Origin of the sequence: Natronocalculus amylovorans (assembly GCF_023638035.1) — an archaeon.
Classification (GTDB): Archaea; Halobacteriota; Halobacteria; order Halobacteriales; family Haloferacaceae; genus Natronocalculus; species Natronocalculus amylovorans.
Genome location: NZ_JAKRVX010000002.1, coordinates 579674 through 592637 on the forward strand (window position 1 = coordinate 579674; position 12964 = coordinate 592637).

Annotated in this window: 14 protein-coding genes and 1 other RNA gene; 7 read left to right on the forward strand and 8 right to left on the reverse strand. The window is 51.3% G+C overall.

The features are described 5' to 3' along the window. Positions 1 to 25 precede the first annotated feature (25 nt). The 4 genes from rnpB to AArcSt2_RS07360 all read left to right on the forward strand — a co-directional run bounded on the left by rnpB (position 26) and on the right by AArcSt2_RS07360 (position 2111). An RNA gene (rnpB, locus tag AArcSt2_RS07345) (RNase P RNA component) lies at positions 26 to 437 on the forward strand. Between the two features lie 132 nt (positions 438 to 569). Continuing rightward, complete coding sequence (locus AArcSt2_RS07350) at positions 570 to 722, forward strand: C2H2-type zinc finger protein (RefSeq protein ID WP_174652224.1); 153 nt, start codon at positions 570 to 572, stop codon at positions 720 to 722. Between the two features lie 63 nt (positions 723 to 785). Then, on the forward strand, positions 786 to 1055 hold the full coding sequence (locus AArcSt2_RS07355; protein WP_174652225.1) for a hypothetical protein: 270 nt from the start codon (positions 786 to 788) through the stop codon (positions 1053 to 1055). A gap of 78 nt (positions 1056 to 1133) precedes the next feature. Continuing rightward, entirely contained in the window at positions 1134 to 2111 is a 978-nt protein-coding gene (locus AArcSt2_RS07360) for an NOG1 family protein (RefSeq protein WP_174652226.1), read from the forward strand. 14 nt (positions 2112 to 2125) lie between these two features. Here the strand turns inward: AArcSt2_RS07360 and AArcSt2_RS07365 are convergent, their stop codons facing one another. The 4 genes from AArcSt2_RS07365 to AArcSt2_RS07380 all read right to left on the reverse strand — a co-directional run bounded on the left by AArcSt2_RS07365 (position 2126) and on the right by AArcSt2_RS07380 (position 7327). Further along, positions 2126 to 3703, reverse strand: coding sequence for a methyl-accepting chemotaxis protein (locus tag AArcSt2_RS07365; protein ID WP_250583597.1), 1578 nt, complete (start codon positions 3701 to 3703; stop codon positions 2126 to 2128). A 138-nt stretch (positions 3704 to 3841) separates the two neighbouring features. Then, complete coding sequence (locus AArcSt2_RS07370; protein WP_250583599.1) at positions 3842 to 5134, reverse strand: TIGR00341 family protein; 1293 nt, start codon at positions 5132 to 5134, stop codon at positions 3842 to 3844. 47 nt (positions 5135 to 5181) lie between these two features. Further along, the gene (locus tag AArcSt2_RS07375; RefSeq protein ID WP_250583601.1) at positions 5182 to 6561 is read right to left on the reverse strand and encodes a serine hydrolase domain-containing protein; all 1380 of its coding nucleotides are present in this window, start codon (positions 6559 to 6561) and stop codon (positions 5182 to 5184) included. Positions 6562 to 6613: 52 nt separating this feature from the next. Next, positions 6614 to 7327: a 5-formyltetrahydrofolate cyclo-ligase gene (locus AArcSt2_RS07380; RefSeq protein ID WP_250583603.1), complete on the reverse strand. Its 714-nt coding sequence runs from the start codon at positions 7325 to 7327 to the stop codon at positions 6614 to 6616. Between the two features lie 57 nt (positions 7328 to 7384). Here AArcSt2_RS07380 and engB point away from each other — a divergent pair, with 57 nt between their 5' ends. After that, the gene (gene engB, locus AArcSt2_RS07385) at positions 7385 to 8011 is read left to right on the forward strand and encodes a GTP-binding protein EngB (protein ID WP_250583605.1); all 627 of its coding nucleotides are present in this window, start codon (positions 7385 to 7387) and stop codon (positions 8009 to 8011) included. 5 nt (positions 8012 to 8016) lie between these two features. On the opposite strand, the gene ddh is transcribed toward engB, so the two are convergent. The 3 genes from ddh to AArcSt2_RS07400 all read right to left on the reverse strand — a co-directional run bounded on the left by ddh (position 8017) and on the right by AArcSt2_RS07400 (position 9787). Next, positions 8017 to 8943, reverse strand: a complete 927-nt coding sequence (ddh, locus tag AArcSt2_RS07390; RefSeq protein ID WP_174652232.1) for a D-2-hydroxyacid dehydrogenase — start codon at positions 8941 to 8943, stop codon at positions 8017 to 8019. Between the two features lie 51 nt (positions 8944 to 8994). Further along, positions 8995 to 9189, reverse strand: coding sequence for a hypothetical protein (locus tag AArcSt2_RS07395; RefSeq protein ID WP_250583607.1), 195 nt, complete (start codon positions 9187 to 9189; stop codon positions 8995 to 8997). A gap of 103 nt (positions 9190 to 9292) precedes the next feature. Further along, complete coding sequence (locus tag AArcSt2_RS07400) at positions 9293 to 9787, reverse strand: cation:proton antiporter regulatory subunit (protein ID WP_250583609.1); 495 nt, start codon at positions 9785 to 9787, stop codon at positions 9293 to 9295. Between the two features lie 116 nt (positions 9788 to 9903). Here AArcSt2_RS07400 and AArcSt2_RS07405 point away from each other — a divergent pair, with 116 nt between their 5' ends. After that, positions 9904 to 10386, forward strand: a complete 483-nt coding sequence (locus tag AArcSt2_RS07405; protein WP_250583611.1) for a cation:proton antiporter regulatory subunit — start codon at positions 9904 to 9906, stop codon at positions 10384 to 10386. Between the two features lie 74 nt (positions 10387 to 10460). Beyond that, positions 10461 to 11708: a cation:proton antiporter gene (locus AArcSt2_RS07410; RefSeq protein ID WP_250583613.1), complete on the forward strand. Its 1248-nt coding sequence runs from the start codon at positions 10461 to 10463 to the stop codon at positions 11706 to 11708. 736 nt (positions 11709 to 12444) lie between these two features. Here the strand turns inward: AArcSt2_RS07410 and AArcSt2_RS07415 are convergent. After that, positions 12445 to 12861 carry a universal stress protein gene (locus tag AArcSt2_RS07415; RefSeq protein ID WP_250583615.1) on the reverse strand — a complete coding sequence of 139 codons (417 nt, stop codon included), beginning with the start codon at positions 12859 to 12861 and terminating at the stop codon, positions 12445 to 12447. Positions 12862 to 12964 lie beyond the last annotated feature (103 nt).

Consider the following 12964-nt stretch of genomic DNA (forward strand, 5'->3'; position numbering starts at 1 on the left):
TCAGCTACCCTAGCTAGATTTATATGGCAGAGAGAGCTCGACTCCCGTGGACAATCTGTCCATGAGGAAAGTCCCCCCACCGTTCGAACAGGTGACCGGGTGTAAGCCCGGAGTCGGAGACGGCTGGCTCTGGAACAGAAACGAGACCACTCGATCTGACCGATGAGGTGTGCGAACGGACCCGTAAGGGAACGGAGATAACCCACCGAGGGCCGGGAGATGCCGCATGGCATCTCCGTACGCGAACAGACACACCGTGTCTGTAAGCCGACGATCGAGAATGGATGGAACGGTGAATCCTCACTGGTGCAAGTCCGCGCTCGGTATCACGGTTGATGCAATCAGCATCGATCGAGATACCAAGGTAGTTCGAACACGGCGACGGACGCTGAGCCGAATGTCGAGTTGAAACAGAAGGGGGCTTACTCCTCTCAGCCGGTTTTATATTTGTGAGTTACAACAGACGCAAATACGGGCCTCGCAAGCACAAATTAATAACGTAGATCGTTAAATAGACGTCAAAAGTAATAACAGCATTAAATAGGACTCCAGCTCAATTAATAATTACAATGGCATACGCATGTTCAACCTGTGACGCGGAGTTTCGATCGGCAGCTGGCGTAACCCAACACGTTGCACTGCATCACAACACCTGTGCAGAGTGCAACGAAGCGTTTGATGATCTTGACGGACTCCGAGACCATATTCACGAATCTCACTAAACGGGTCCATAGAATAGTTATTAATCCAAAACCTCTTTTTAATAGTAGTGCAAACGACGACTGATGAGCGCATCACCACGATCGTCGTTTCAGAAAGCAGTTAGCAAACAAACCCCCGCACAGGCACGCGAAGATGCAATTAACCGGTTGATTGAGTCAGGAGCGACACGTGAACTCCGGACGATCGTGCTTGCAAGTGGGCTGGATGCACGATTCCGTCGACAAGCGATTGACGGACTCGGGCGTGCCAACGGAACAGCAGCGCTTGAAATGCTTGCAGGCGATCGCAGCCTCCATCCGGTGCTTCGATCGCGCGCAAAAGAACTTCAATAAGCGAAGACTGCGAGAACGACCCACACAGCACGGGTGAAACGGACGGGCTTTTATCCGCGGCCCGAGTAGAATCGGGAAATGATTTTTGAGAATCTTCCGACGACACCGCGATCGGAGGAACTCATCGACAAGGCATTCTCGCGGGCTGCTCGCGCCGGTAACGCAAAGAGCGGCCTTGAGGCCCAACAGTCGATGCTAACGATCGCGGTCAACATCCTCTCGGATAACCTCCAAAACGTTGTGACCGCATGGCCGGATTTTGACACTGTCGATCCATTCTACTACGAGCTTGCCGATGCAGTCGTAAGCGTCGATGAAGTCCGAATGAGTCTCTCCGAGATTCAGTGGGCAAGTCGTCAGATCCGAAAGATTGGCAGCGAGTACCAACCAAAACTCCGGAAAACTGACCCAGACCTTGCAAAAAAACACCGAAAACAGGCGTTTGCACGGATGGCAGACATTGTTGAGGAGGTCGAAGACGATCTGCTTCGGGTCGGGGCTGCACGAGATGATCTCAAAGGGATTCCGGATATCCGCCCGGATGAGCCTGCGATCGTCGTTGCTGGCTACCCAAACGTTGGCAAATCCTCGTTCGTGAATATGGTTACCCGAGCATCAAACGAGATTGCAGAGTATCCATTCACCACAAGAGGAGTGCAAATCGGCCACTTTGAGCGCGATCGAGTTCGGTACCAAATCATCGACACGCCGGGATTGCTCGATCGACCCGAAGAAGACCGAAACAATATCGAACGGCAAGCAGTGAGTGCCCTTGAACACCTCGCAGATGCCGTGCTGTTTGTCGTTGATCCATCCGGCAACTGTGGCTACCCACTAAACGTACAGCTTGAACTTCGAGATGCGGTCAAAGAGCGATTCGAAGGACGTGACATTCCGGTGTTGACGATCGCAAACAAAAGCGACCAGTCAACTGATGTCGAGGCGGATGCATACATGAGCGTCACGAAAAACGACGGTGTTGACGCTGTGCTTGATATGGCGGTCACTGCCGTTGGGTTTGAGCCTGACCTCCCAACCCGTGGCGATAACGAATAGCGATCGGCTCAATACTAGTCCGCCTTTTTAGGTACCGTTTCGGCTTGCTTCACATTTGCACCGCTCTCGGCGACGACCGTATCTACTTGGTCAAGTGCCGCTGAGTCATCCGAATCGAGCTTGAACGAATCCAGCAGTTCGTACAGCGAATCGCTTAGCGTGCTCAGATGTTCTGCTTGGCGAGTGACGTTTGCAGTTGCTTCGGTTTGTTCGTCAGTGCTTGCGGCAATCTGGCTCGCAGAGCTTGCAAGCTCTTCGCTCATACTTGAGAACTCATCAACGATCGCTTCAAGATCATGGATACCGCTTGCCTGTTGATCAAGCGCGGCAGCAATCTCTTCGACCCCATCGTGAGCCTCGTCCGATCGGCACTCAATTGTTTCAAGATCCGTATCAACTTCTCGGACAAGTGCGGCTCCATCGTCAATCCGATCGGTTGCGAGACGTGCAGTTGAAACGACGTTATCAGTTTGGTGTGTGACATCTTCAACGAGTGCCTCTATCTCTTCAGCAGAGGACTTGGTTTCTGTGGCCAATGATTTGACCTCATCTGCAACAACCGCAAACCCAGCACCATCAGTATCAGCGCGTGCGGCTTCGATCGATGCATTGAGCGCAAGAATATTCGTCTGGTCAGCGATGTCTGTAATGACAGAGACAATATCAGATACCTCGTCCATACGGCGTGCAAGCGCTTCAATTTCGTTTGTCACCTCGCGCGTTGTGCTAGTTGCCTCTTCAATCTCTGACACAGCTTCATCGACTGTTGCTGCGACAACATCCGACTTCTGTGCGGTATCTTCCGAGACCGTTGCGATCTGCTCACTGGTGGCTGTGATCTCTTCGATTGAGGTTGAAATGTCTGTCACCGTGTTGGTTGCAGTTTCTGCCTGCTGAGCAACTGTATCTGACATCGTCGCGATCTCATCGGCAGAATGGCCAAGCTCATTCACTGCGGTTGTGGTTTCTTCGGTTGTACTACCAAGGTCTGCACTCATTGCAGAGAGATCTTCGGCTTGCTCATCCATCGAATCAAGCGCACGTCTAAAGCGCTCAATAACGAGTTCCAGCTCTGCACCGATTTTTGTGCACGAATCGTGTGCCGCAAGAACCGCTTCATTCTCCGTCTCGGGTGTGGTAATATCTGCGGTTGCAGTGAGGTCACCGGTTGCAAGCTTCGAGAGCGTCTCACGAAGTTCTCCGATCGCTTGCGTCTGGTATGCTAACAGCGCGTCAAGCTCTTGATCTACGGTGTCATCTGAGACAGGCTCAAACGATTCGAGGACACCTGCAGGGTCATCGGCCGTCGTCGAAAGTTCAGTTCGGTCATACGTAACCACGCCCGTGTACGTGCCGATCGTCATGTGGCCCTCTCCTTGGAGATCGGATTGCGATGGGAACGAATAGGAATCAGGAAGCGTCGATCGGTGCTCGTCGGTGGGGTCAAATTCATAGTTTGAGACAAAGCTACTATTGACCGCAATAATTAAATCATCAGTGCCAACTACAAGCGCTGGCCGATCAAGCACCTGCACCACCGTGTGAAGCGGTACGCCCGGTTTCCTATCCGAGAATGCCCCAAAGAGAGCCATAACAAATTGAAGTGGTGAGGTTGATTGGTTAATACTTGTGGTGAAGGAATCATTTGTGATAACCAACCAATAATTAACAATAATCAGCAATATACTGGTATTTTGTAAATTATTTTTAGCCGATTCGTTTACAAAAGTCTAGGCGCGCTCCGTCTGGAGATACCGAACTTCGACCGAAACGGTGTGGCCAGTTCGATCGGAAATTCGCTGTGCAAGCTGCTGTGCAAGGCCAGGTTCAGGATCTCCATCGCTTGTTGCGACTGTGACCGTGATGCTGCTTGGTTCACGTGGATACATCCCATCGGTACGTCTGACGGACAGCTCAACCAATGTTGCATCGCCATACTGTGGCTCCTCTAACTCGCCAACGATTGTCGCTCGGATCTCTTGTTCAGTCACTGAGGCAGTGTAGGTATCATACGTCACCCCGCCAAGCACTGCTGTAAGTGCAAGAATCCCAACTGCGAGCATGGTAACCCGTTTGATTGTTGCTTCTCGTGCGTTTTTCGATTGAAACCACTGCTCAGGTTGGTACCCACTGTACCACAACACGACCAAGGCTGCAAGATTGATCGAGAGCACATTCACTGAGACGAGAACAAATGCGCCAATCGCAAGCATTGGAATAGCATACGCAATACCAATCCCGACCGCTGCAGCCGGTGGTATCAATGCAACGGCGATCATCACTCCAACGAGTGCGGTCGAGACACCGGTTGTGAGACTAATAATTCCGGCGACACCAGCTCCAAGTGCAACCGCAAGCACAAGCACGTTCGGTTCAAGCCGCTCAGAAACTTGAGACAGTGACAGTGGATCTAACCCGGGCGGGACAAGATTACCAAACCGGAGGAACGCTGCAAAAACGGCAGCACTCGCGATTGCAAGTCCCACACCAAGTATCTGCATTTTGACACCACGACGAAACAGTTTCTCATCATTCACAACGGTCCCCACACTGGCAGCCATTGCCGGACCGATGAGGGGTGCAATCACCATCGATCCGACGACTGTTGCCGCAGAATCCAACAGCAAGCCAGCAGTTGCGATTACCGAACTTACGATCGTCATGATGACGTATGTGTTGAAGTTTGAGGCTAATCCCTCGGCTTTTGTTTGCAGTTCCTCTCTTGCGATCGTCTCATCGGAGGGGCGCTCCGTTTCGTACTCATCTTTGAGTTTTTCAAACCGACGTGAAAGAACCGTTTCGGCAGCGACAATGACTGTATACGTCTGTTCATCAATACCAACGTCACGGAGTTCCCCGATCACATGCTCAACTGCACCCGTTGGAAGCGGGAATGTTACAACGGCGGTGAAATCACGATTACTTGTCTCTTCAGTAACCGTATAATCAATCCCCTCATCATCAAGTACCCTCAGTACTGCCTGCCGTTTGCCAGTCGGGATAAGTACCTGTACTAATCGCACACTCAACTGTCGATCGAATAGCTGAAATAACCAATGGAAACCAGTGATTACTGTTTATGTAGTCGGTTTCGATCGACAAAGAGATCCACGCCCTCGTCGTGACGAACGAACTCAACCGGTGCTGGCTGTCCTGGTTTCGGTGTCGTGAATGTGAGGCGATGAAGAGCCGGGTCGTCCGGAATGAGTGTGTACGTGTTGTCGATCGGCCCGATCGACAGTTCAAGTGAGAGCATTCCACCCTCTTCGGTAACGGTTGCGGTGGTGACCCCACGGTAGGCTTCGTACTCACCAACGAGTTCTGTCACCCGGCTCCGGTAGCCGATCGCTGGAACCACATCCTGTGGCGCTTCGTCGAGCAATAATGCAACAATCCCCTGTCCAATCTCGGTTGGGTGAATCTCCGGCTGTGCCGCACACCCGAGCGCAAATCCAAGCCCATGTTCAGGCAGAAACCCGATCGCAGACGAAGATGTGAGAAGCGATCCACCATGCCCAATGACGGTTGTGCCAGCAATGTCGTGAATCGACCAGCCGTAGCCATATCCATCACCGTACCGAGGTAGTGGCTCAATATGTGCGCTGTGCGCCTGCCCAAGTAGGTCCTCGCTCACCAGTCGATCGCCATCGAAGACGCCACCGCCGAGATTGAATTGGAGGTAGTTTCCAAGATCCGCAGCCGAAGTGATCAACCCACCAGGACCGTACGAAAGTTTGCGTGCAGGGAACGATGTCTCTGTAAACCCATCACCATCGTTTTCAAGCAGATATGGCGTTGCATGATCTTCGAGCGAGTCGTACGCGTCTGCATCGAATGTCGATCGATCCATCGACAGCGGTGTGAGTATCTCGTCTGTGACATACTGCTCAAACGGCTGCCCGGTGGCTGATTCGACAGCGTGAGACAGCAGAATGTAGCCCGTATTGTTGTACATAAACCGGCTAAAAGAATGTTCATCTCGTTCATCGCCAACCCCGTTGATGTGATAGTAGAGATCGTCCCTGTCACCCAACGGAACACCAACATCAGCCATTCCCGCCTGCCGGGCAAGCAGCACGGAGGACGTGCTCAATGATGGGATTCCAGAGCTGTGGCTGAGTAGCTCATGAATAGTTACTTCATCGGCACCGTCAAATGTGGCCTCGGTATGGGCTGCGATCGGGTCATCGAGTGACAGTTCGCCACGATCGACACATTGTAAGATCGCAAGCGCCGTGAACGATTTTGTGACCGATGCAAAGCCATACAGTGTGTCCGGCGTTGCGGGGTTGTTTGTCGCAAGGTGTCTGGCTCCATATCCGGATTGATAGAGGGTGTCGGTCTCGTTGACGATCGTCAAACTCGCACCCGGTGCGGCTGTGTCTGTCAGCCACTCGTAAATGAGTGCGTCGATCTGTTCGAGGGTATTTTTTGAAAGCGTCTCTGACATGGCTCTCTCAACCCATGACGCGGTGAAAAACGTTCGTGAGCCGGCAGGGTGATCAGGTGCTGTTTTGTTGTAATCGTTTCAAGATTGGAATTTCTTCGATCCGTTCTTTTGAGAGTAGGCCCCACGCAATCCCCGTTGGTTTCGATCGATCGCTCTCAACACGAATGCGACGTTCAGGAGTGACAATCTCATCAAGCGGAACATCGTGTGCATCCCCACCACCAAGGTCGTCATAGACCTGACACTCATGAACCGTGCTCACAACAGTCGTGTCATCATCAACAAGTCCGCACTCCCGGAGGATTGCAAACTCAAGATCGCTGTAGCCTTCGCCTTTGCCGATCCGATCGCCAGCGGTACTACCAGCAACGCTCCCGGAGACAATCAGATCGATCGGCTCCATCTCGTCGGGAGACACTGGAACGCCAACTTCTGCTGAGCCGCCGATCGTCGTTGCATGGTTAATATCATCGATCTCATCGGGATCAAGTCGGAGGAAACACTTCTCATTCTTCAATCGAGGGACGGCCATGTAGATCGTCTTGCCAGTGCGGAGTGCGGCCCGTCGAACGGGGAGCTGTGGTGAATCCGGATTCGATTTAATGACGGCTGCATCCTGCCATGCGCCGATCGTGGACAGCCGGTCAGCGGCATCCGATGCCCCGTTGAAGTTCGGGATCCGGCCGTGTGGCGGGTAGGGAAACCGCGCTTCCCCGCTCTCTTCCAGTTCGTCCCAGACCGCCTCTCGGATGTCCTGTTTGTCCATATCGATGCGAGGAGTGCGTCCCGTAAAGGGTATCCGACTGACGGGAGAAAGGCGAGTATGTTCGAACACCGTCCAGACCGCGACGCAGAGATTATCCTCATCGGGCGGTCAAACGTCGGCAAATCAACGCTCATGAGAGAGCTCACCGGCCACACATTCAGCACCGGTAAAAAGCCAGGCGTGACCCGAAAACCAAATCACTACGATTGGAACGCAGAGAGTTTCATGTTCACCGATCTCCCCGGCTTTGGGTTCATGTCGGGTGTTGAAAAGGATATGCGAGAGGCAATTAAAACGGATATCGTCCACTATATTGAGGACAACGCTGAAAAAATCCTTGTTGGCGTACTTGTTGTCGATGGAAAAAGCGTGATCGACATTATCGATCGCCACACCAACAACGACGAAATCCCACACGACGTTGAGATGTTCTACTTTCTCGAAGAGTTAGGGATTCCGGTTGTGGTTGCAGTCAATAAGATGGATAAAGTCGATGACAAAGACGAGCGTTTAGACGAGTTGTGCGATCGGCTTGGGCTGTATCCACCGTGGCAACAGTGGAGCGACGACACGATCGCGCCGATCACCGCAAAGCGTGGACAGATAACGTCACTTCGCGAAGTGCTCAAACACCATCTCCACGAGGCGAAACGCGACGATCTACTTAAATTTGTCACAAAATAGCGTTGTTATATAACGTGGTTGTACAGTTCATCACCATTCGAAATTCGGGTGACGTTTTCTCGCACGAGTGCCGCAATATCTTCGTGATAGGCATTTGTCATCGCAGCGACGTGTGGCGTGAGAATGACGTTCTCAAAGTCCCAAAGCGGCGATGACTCAGGGAGCGGCTCAGTCTCAAAGACGTCCAATCCCGCGCCGGCGATCGAACCGGACGACAGCGCATCGATCAGTGCATTCTCAACAACAACCGGCCCACGAGCAACATTGATCAGATATGCGTCCTCACGCATCGTTTTCAACACGGACGCATCGATCATTCCCGCTGTTTCATCAGTGAGCGGTGTTGTGAGTACAACAAAGCGTGCATCCGAGACCGCGGCGTGTAGCTCATCCGGCGTGTAGACCGTCTCAACACCGGGTGTCTCCCGTCCCGATCGACGGACGCCGACAACCTCCATCCCGAGCCCGTTTGCTCGCGAGACAACGCCCTGTCCAAGCGTTCCCAACCCAATCACGCAGATCCGTTTCTCCGCGAGTGTAAACGGAACTGATTGTGGTTCACGAACCCATGCGGATTCGTTTTGTCGATCGCGGTATCGGTGCAGTCGGCGGGCAAACGCAAGCAGATACCCAAGCACCGTCTCCCCAACCGTTGTGCCGTGGATACCGGTGCTGTTCGTGAGTGAGACGCCGGCAGCCTCGTAGTCGTCGACATCGAACTCATCATACCCAGCGCGGATGCAGTGAACCCACCCAGCGTCGAGGAAATTCTCACCGGGACCAAAGGCAACGACACCGTCAGTTCGATCGAATGACGCCCCATCGGTAACAGCCTCAACAGTAACAGGGAGATCTGAGAGAGCATCGACAAGTTGCTGTGGTGGAAAGACGATGTCAACCGAGTCATGAATCGCGATCCGATCGAGTTCCATAGCTGCCCTTCAGCCGCAACTCCATTGAACGTTTAGAAACTGGAAATTCGCTCACTCATCAGTATGGTGTTGAGTGGAGCGATCTTGCTGAGCACCTATGACCGCAGCGATGAGTAGTACAAGCCCTAATATGAGAACACCATACTGAACTACCCATGAAATGGTGTCTAACAGCAGCATGCCGATCGTCACAAGTGAGAGCCCAACAACAAGTGGCGCAGTTGAGCTGGATCCCTGCGAAGCCATATCAAAAGCATTCAACGGCACAATAATTGCTTTTTGCCTGTCACGAGTTAGGAATCGAACCAAGAGTAGTATGAAGAGGGCGGTCTGATCAGATCAACGGGTGTCAGATACTGAGGCGTATTAAAAGATTGTTCAGTTCCTTATGCGCTTCTCTGGTACCGATAACAATGAGTCGATCGCCAACTTCGAAGACAACATCACGCTCGATGACCGAATGGACTTCGCCATCGCGCTCTAACCCGAGCAGTACGGTCTCTGTTTTCTTTTCAATGACGACTTCGTCTCGTGGGCGTCCTGCAAGCCCAGACTCTGCGGTAACGGAGTACCATTTGATGTACTCGCCACTCACAGTTTCTTCAGAAATCTGCCCAGCGATCGGCTGGTAGTATGCGCCAACAAGAAACAGTCCAAGCACCCGCGCTTGCGAGTCAGTGAGTTCAAACTGTTCTGTATAATCATCGTCGACATGTTCACGATAGAATACTTTTCGTCCACCGGTGCTGTGGATTAGGACAGCGATGCTTCGGTTGGGATCCAAGTACAACTCATACCGCTTTCCAACACCGGGGAGATCAGTTTCTTTGATATCGAATGGCATACTGTGTGATTGACTTGTACGAACTTATATTTCGACCCAATACACAGTTCTGCGATCGGTGCTATCGGAAAGACCGTATCAAACACAACTATATTCCCCGGTTCAAACTACTAGATATGACGATTCGAGAATCTGATCTCCCAGGGGTTGGAAAAAAGTTTGAGGTGGATCTCAAAGACGGTGAGATGATTGTCGTGATTCACAATACTGGCAAGCGCGAACTCTTTTCGCGGCCTGATGCAGATACTGATTCGGAGAAGGTATTCGAGTTCTCCGACGACCTTGCTCGAAAAATTGGCTCAATTATTGAAGGTGCATATTTCCAGCCTGTGGAAGCGAAAACTGCGGAAACAACACTCCCAGGCGGCATTTTGCTTGAGTGGTATGAAGTTCAACCCGGCTCAGAGCTGATCGGTGAGACGCTTGCGAGTGCAGATATCGGTAACCGATCCGGATTCACGATCGTTGCCATTCAACGCAACGAAGAGACGATCGACAGTCCACCTGCAGACACAACCTTGCACGAGGGAGATACGGTTATTGGCGTTGGAACGCGCAAAAACTGTACCGAATTCGAAAAGCTACTGGCTGGTAACTGAACCAATAATGAATTGTATGCAGTCTATTCACCAACGTTCCTTTATTGACCAGCACACCCAGTCGGTGATCATCGATGGCTGATGTGCTCTTAGAGATCGGTGTGATGTTTGCGGCGATCGCAGCGGTCGGTGCACTTGCAAACCGACTCAACCAGTCCGTTATTCCGTTTTATATTGTTACCGGAATGATACTGAGTCAGTTCGTCATTGGGCGAGTTGAGCTGCCATTCCTCGGAGCGGTGTTTATTACAGAGTCACAGTTTATTACGATCGGAGCAGAGTTAGGGATCGTCTTTCTACTGTTCTTTTTAGGACTTGAGTTCAATTTAGACCGACTTCTTGAACGGCGAGAACAGATCGGAACTGCAGGGACAATCGATCTTGGAATTAATTTCGGTGCGGGCCTTATCCTTGGCTGGCTCGTATTTGGATCGTTCCTTCCCGCGTTCTTACTTGCAGGCATTGTCTACATCTCTTCGTCGGCCGTGATCACAAAATCACTGATTGATCTCGGGTGGATTGCAAACGATGAGTCCGAACCAATGCTTGGGACGCTCGTGTATGAGGACCTATTTATTGCCGTGTATCTTGCAGTTGCGTCAGCGATTGTCCTTGGCGGTGGAAATGTCGGCGAGGCTGCGATCGATATCGGTATTGCGATCGCATTTATTCTCGTGCTGTTACTACTTGTGTATGTTGGCACGGCATGGTTCTCCCGCCTTGTCGAAACAGATGATCACGAGTTTATCGTGCTCAGAACAGTTGGTGTGTTGATACTGATTGCCGGTGCAGCACTGAGCCTCGGCGTCAGTGAGGCAGTTGCAGCCTTCTTTGTCGGTATGGCATTCTCTGCAACCGGCCATGTGAAACAGCTTGAAGAGCTACTTGAGCCGCTCCGAGATACGTTTGCAGCAGTCTTTTTCTTCTGGATCGGGCTTGTGACTGATCCGTTGTTACTTGTTGGGGCGGCTGGATTAATCGCACTGGCGGTTGTTGTAACTACACCAACGAAACTGGTGAGTGGATTCCTTGGTGGACGTGCATTTGGCCTCAATACGCGCCGATCGACACGTGTTGCGCTTGGAATGACAACGCGTGGGGAGTTCTCACTGATTATTGCGACGATCGCAATTTCCGGTGCTGAAGCCGGGGCATTTCCACCGGAGCTCGCAAATTTCATCAATGCATTTGCAGTCGGCTATGTGTTGGTAATGGCAATCCTTGGAACAACATTAATGCAGTATTCGGAGCCGTTTGAGGATGCTGTTGTGTCTCGAATCGATGGGCCAACAACCGACCCATCAACATCGAGTTCGGATTAAGAATAACCGTAGTTGCCGTATTGACATTGGAAATTTCGTCCACTGTGTACCGATCGATCGCCCTCTCAGTATCACAGCGCTGCAGCCTACGAGGATAGTGACAGGAAATGTGGCTCGGAAAAAGTCCTCGTCACAAGGGGGCTGGAGGGGGTAACGCAATATCTACTAATAGATTGGATTACGAATTCCGTCGACGGTTGTCTTACATTATATTAGACTCAACAGTGCTGTGTCGAGGCCTATTGAGGTAGAATCAAGACCACGTACCATTGGTTCCGATAGCAATATTATCCGCAACGAACGTCTTCGGTTTGTCTCAAGTAAGTTACGAATATAGTAGTAAAACCGACATATACCCACAGGGGCGTGTCATCTGGCAAAATATTTGTATGTCGAGTAATCGGAGACGTTATTGTATGTTTAGCAACAAATATCTATTCACAAAGATTCGGAATAATCTCGGCTACAAACTACCAATTTTGTAACAGGCAACTACGATAAACGCTGTTCTCTCGAATTGCGTGCCGGTTGCAGAACAGATTCACAGACCGACCGAAATCTCAGCGCAGACTACAAGAGCGATCCGTCTGGAGTACGCGGCAGCGCTTCACGCTGATCTTAAAGTAGTGAGAGAGATAACCTGACCGAACGTCTCTACCACAGTTTCGTAACTCAACAGGTTCACAGAACAGCGCTACGGATTCAATAAATCTAACCGTGATTCGACTGATAAACGCTATATCCCGCCATCTCGCACGACCAGCACCGACATCGGGGCTTGTCTGACCACCCTCTCCGCTGTATTACTGATAAAGAACCGTTCTGGAGTCGATTTGTTCTTTCCACCGAGTACGATTAGATCAATACTGTTTTTTTCTGCATATTCAAGTATCTCTCCGGCGGGGTTTCCTTCTTCGAGCGCAGTGATGAGTGGGACACAATTCTGCGCAGCGGCCTTTTCACACTTCTGAAGAGCATGTTTGCCAGCCTGCTCGTACAGATCTTTCGATGCTGTCGTCCTGCCAAGCCGAGAATCCACTACATACAGCGCATGGAGGCGTGCCCCGAATGTGTCCGCCAATTCTATTGCACGCTTCATGGCAATATCTGCAGCAATGCTCTCGTCCGTTGCGACGAGGAGCTTTTGGTACATAACCTTGGTTCGTTAACATAAAATAAGTAGTTTCGGTGGTACGGCTATATCCGCACGAACGTTTTGTATATAATTGACAACCGAGGCTTTGTTGGTATTCGAT

What these genes read in the sequence shown, in the direction of transcription:
- AArcSt2_RS07380 (WP_250583603.1), bottom strand. Translation starts at nt 7,327, where the DNA reads ATGGACAAACAGGACATCCGAGAGGCGGTCTGGGACGAACTGGAAGAG.
- AArcSt2_RS07360 (WP_174652226.1), top strand. Translation starts at nt 1,134, where the DNA reads ATGATTTTTGAGAATCTTCCGACGACACCGCGATCGGAGGAACTCATC.
- AArcSt2_RS07350 (WP_174652224.1), top strand. Translation starts at nt 570, where the DNA reads ATGGCATACGCATGTTCAACCTGTGACGCGGAGTTTCGATCGGCAGCT.
- AArcSt2_RS07405 (WP_250583611.1), top strand. Translation starts at nt 9,904, where the DNA reads ATGACGATTCGAGAATCTGATCTCCCAGGGGTTGGAAAAAAGTTTGAG.
- AArcSt2_RS07410 (WP_250583613.1), top strand. Translation starts at nt 10,461, where the DNA reads ATGGCTGATGTGCTCTTAGAGATCGGTGTGATGTTTGCGGCGATCGCA.
- AArcSt2_RS07400 (WP_250583609.1), bottom strand. Translation starts at nt 9,787, where the DNA reads ATGCCATTCGATATCAAAGAAACTGATCTCCCCGGTGTTGGAAAGCGG.
- AArcSt2_RS07395 (WP_250583607.1), bottom strand. Translation starts at nt 9,189, where the DNA reads ATGGCTTCGCAGGGATCCAGCTCAACTGCGCCACTTGTTGTTGGGCTC.
- AArcSt2_RS07365 (WP_250583597.1), bottom strand. Translation starts at nt 3,703, where the DNA reads ATGGCTCTCTTTGGGGCATTCTCGGATAGGAAACCGGGCGTACCGCTT.
- engB (WP_250583605.1), top strand. Translation starts at nt 7,385, where the DNA reads ATGTTCGAACACCGTCCAGACCGCGACGCAGAGATTATCCTCATCGGG.
- ddh (WP_174652232.1), bottom strand. Translation starts at nt 8,943, where the DNA reads ATGGAACTCGATCGGATCGCGATTCATGACTCGGTTGACATCGTCTTT.
- AArcSt2_RS07415 (WP_250583615.1), bottom strand. Translation starts at nt 12,861, where the DNA reads ATGTACCAAAAGCTCCTCGTCGCAACGGACGAGAGCATTGCTGCAGAT.
- AArcSt2_RS07375 (WP_250583601.1), bottom strand. Translation starts at nt 6,561, where the DNA reads ATGTCAGAGACGCTTTCAAAAAATACCCTCGAACAGATCGACGCACTC.
- AArcSt2_RS07355 (WP_174652225.1), top strand. Translation starts at nt 786, where the DNA reads ATGAGCGCATCACCACGATCGTCGTTTCAGAAAGCAGTTAGCAAACAA.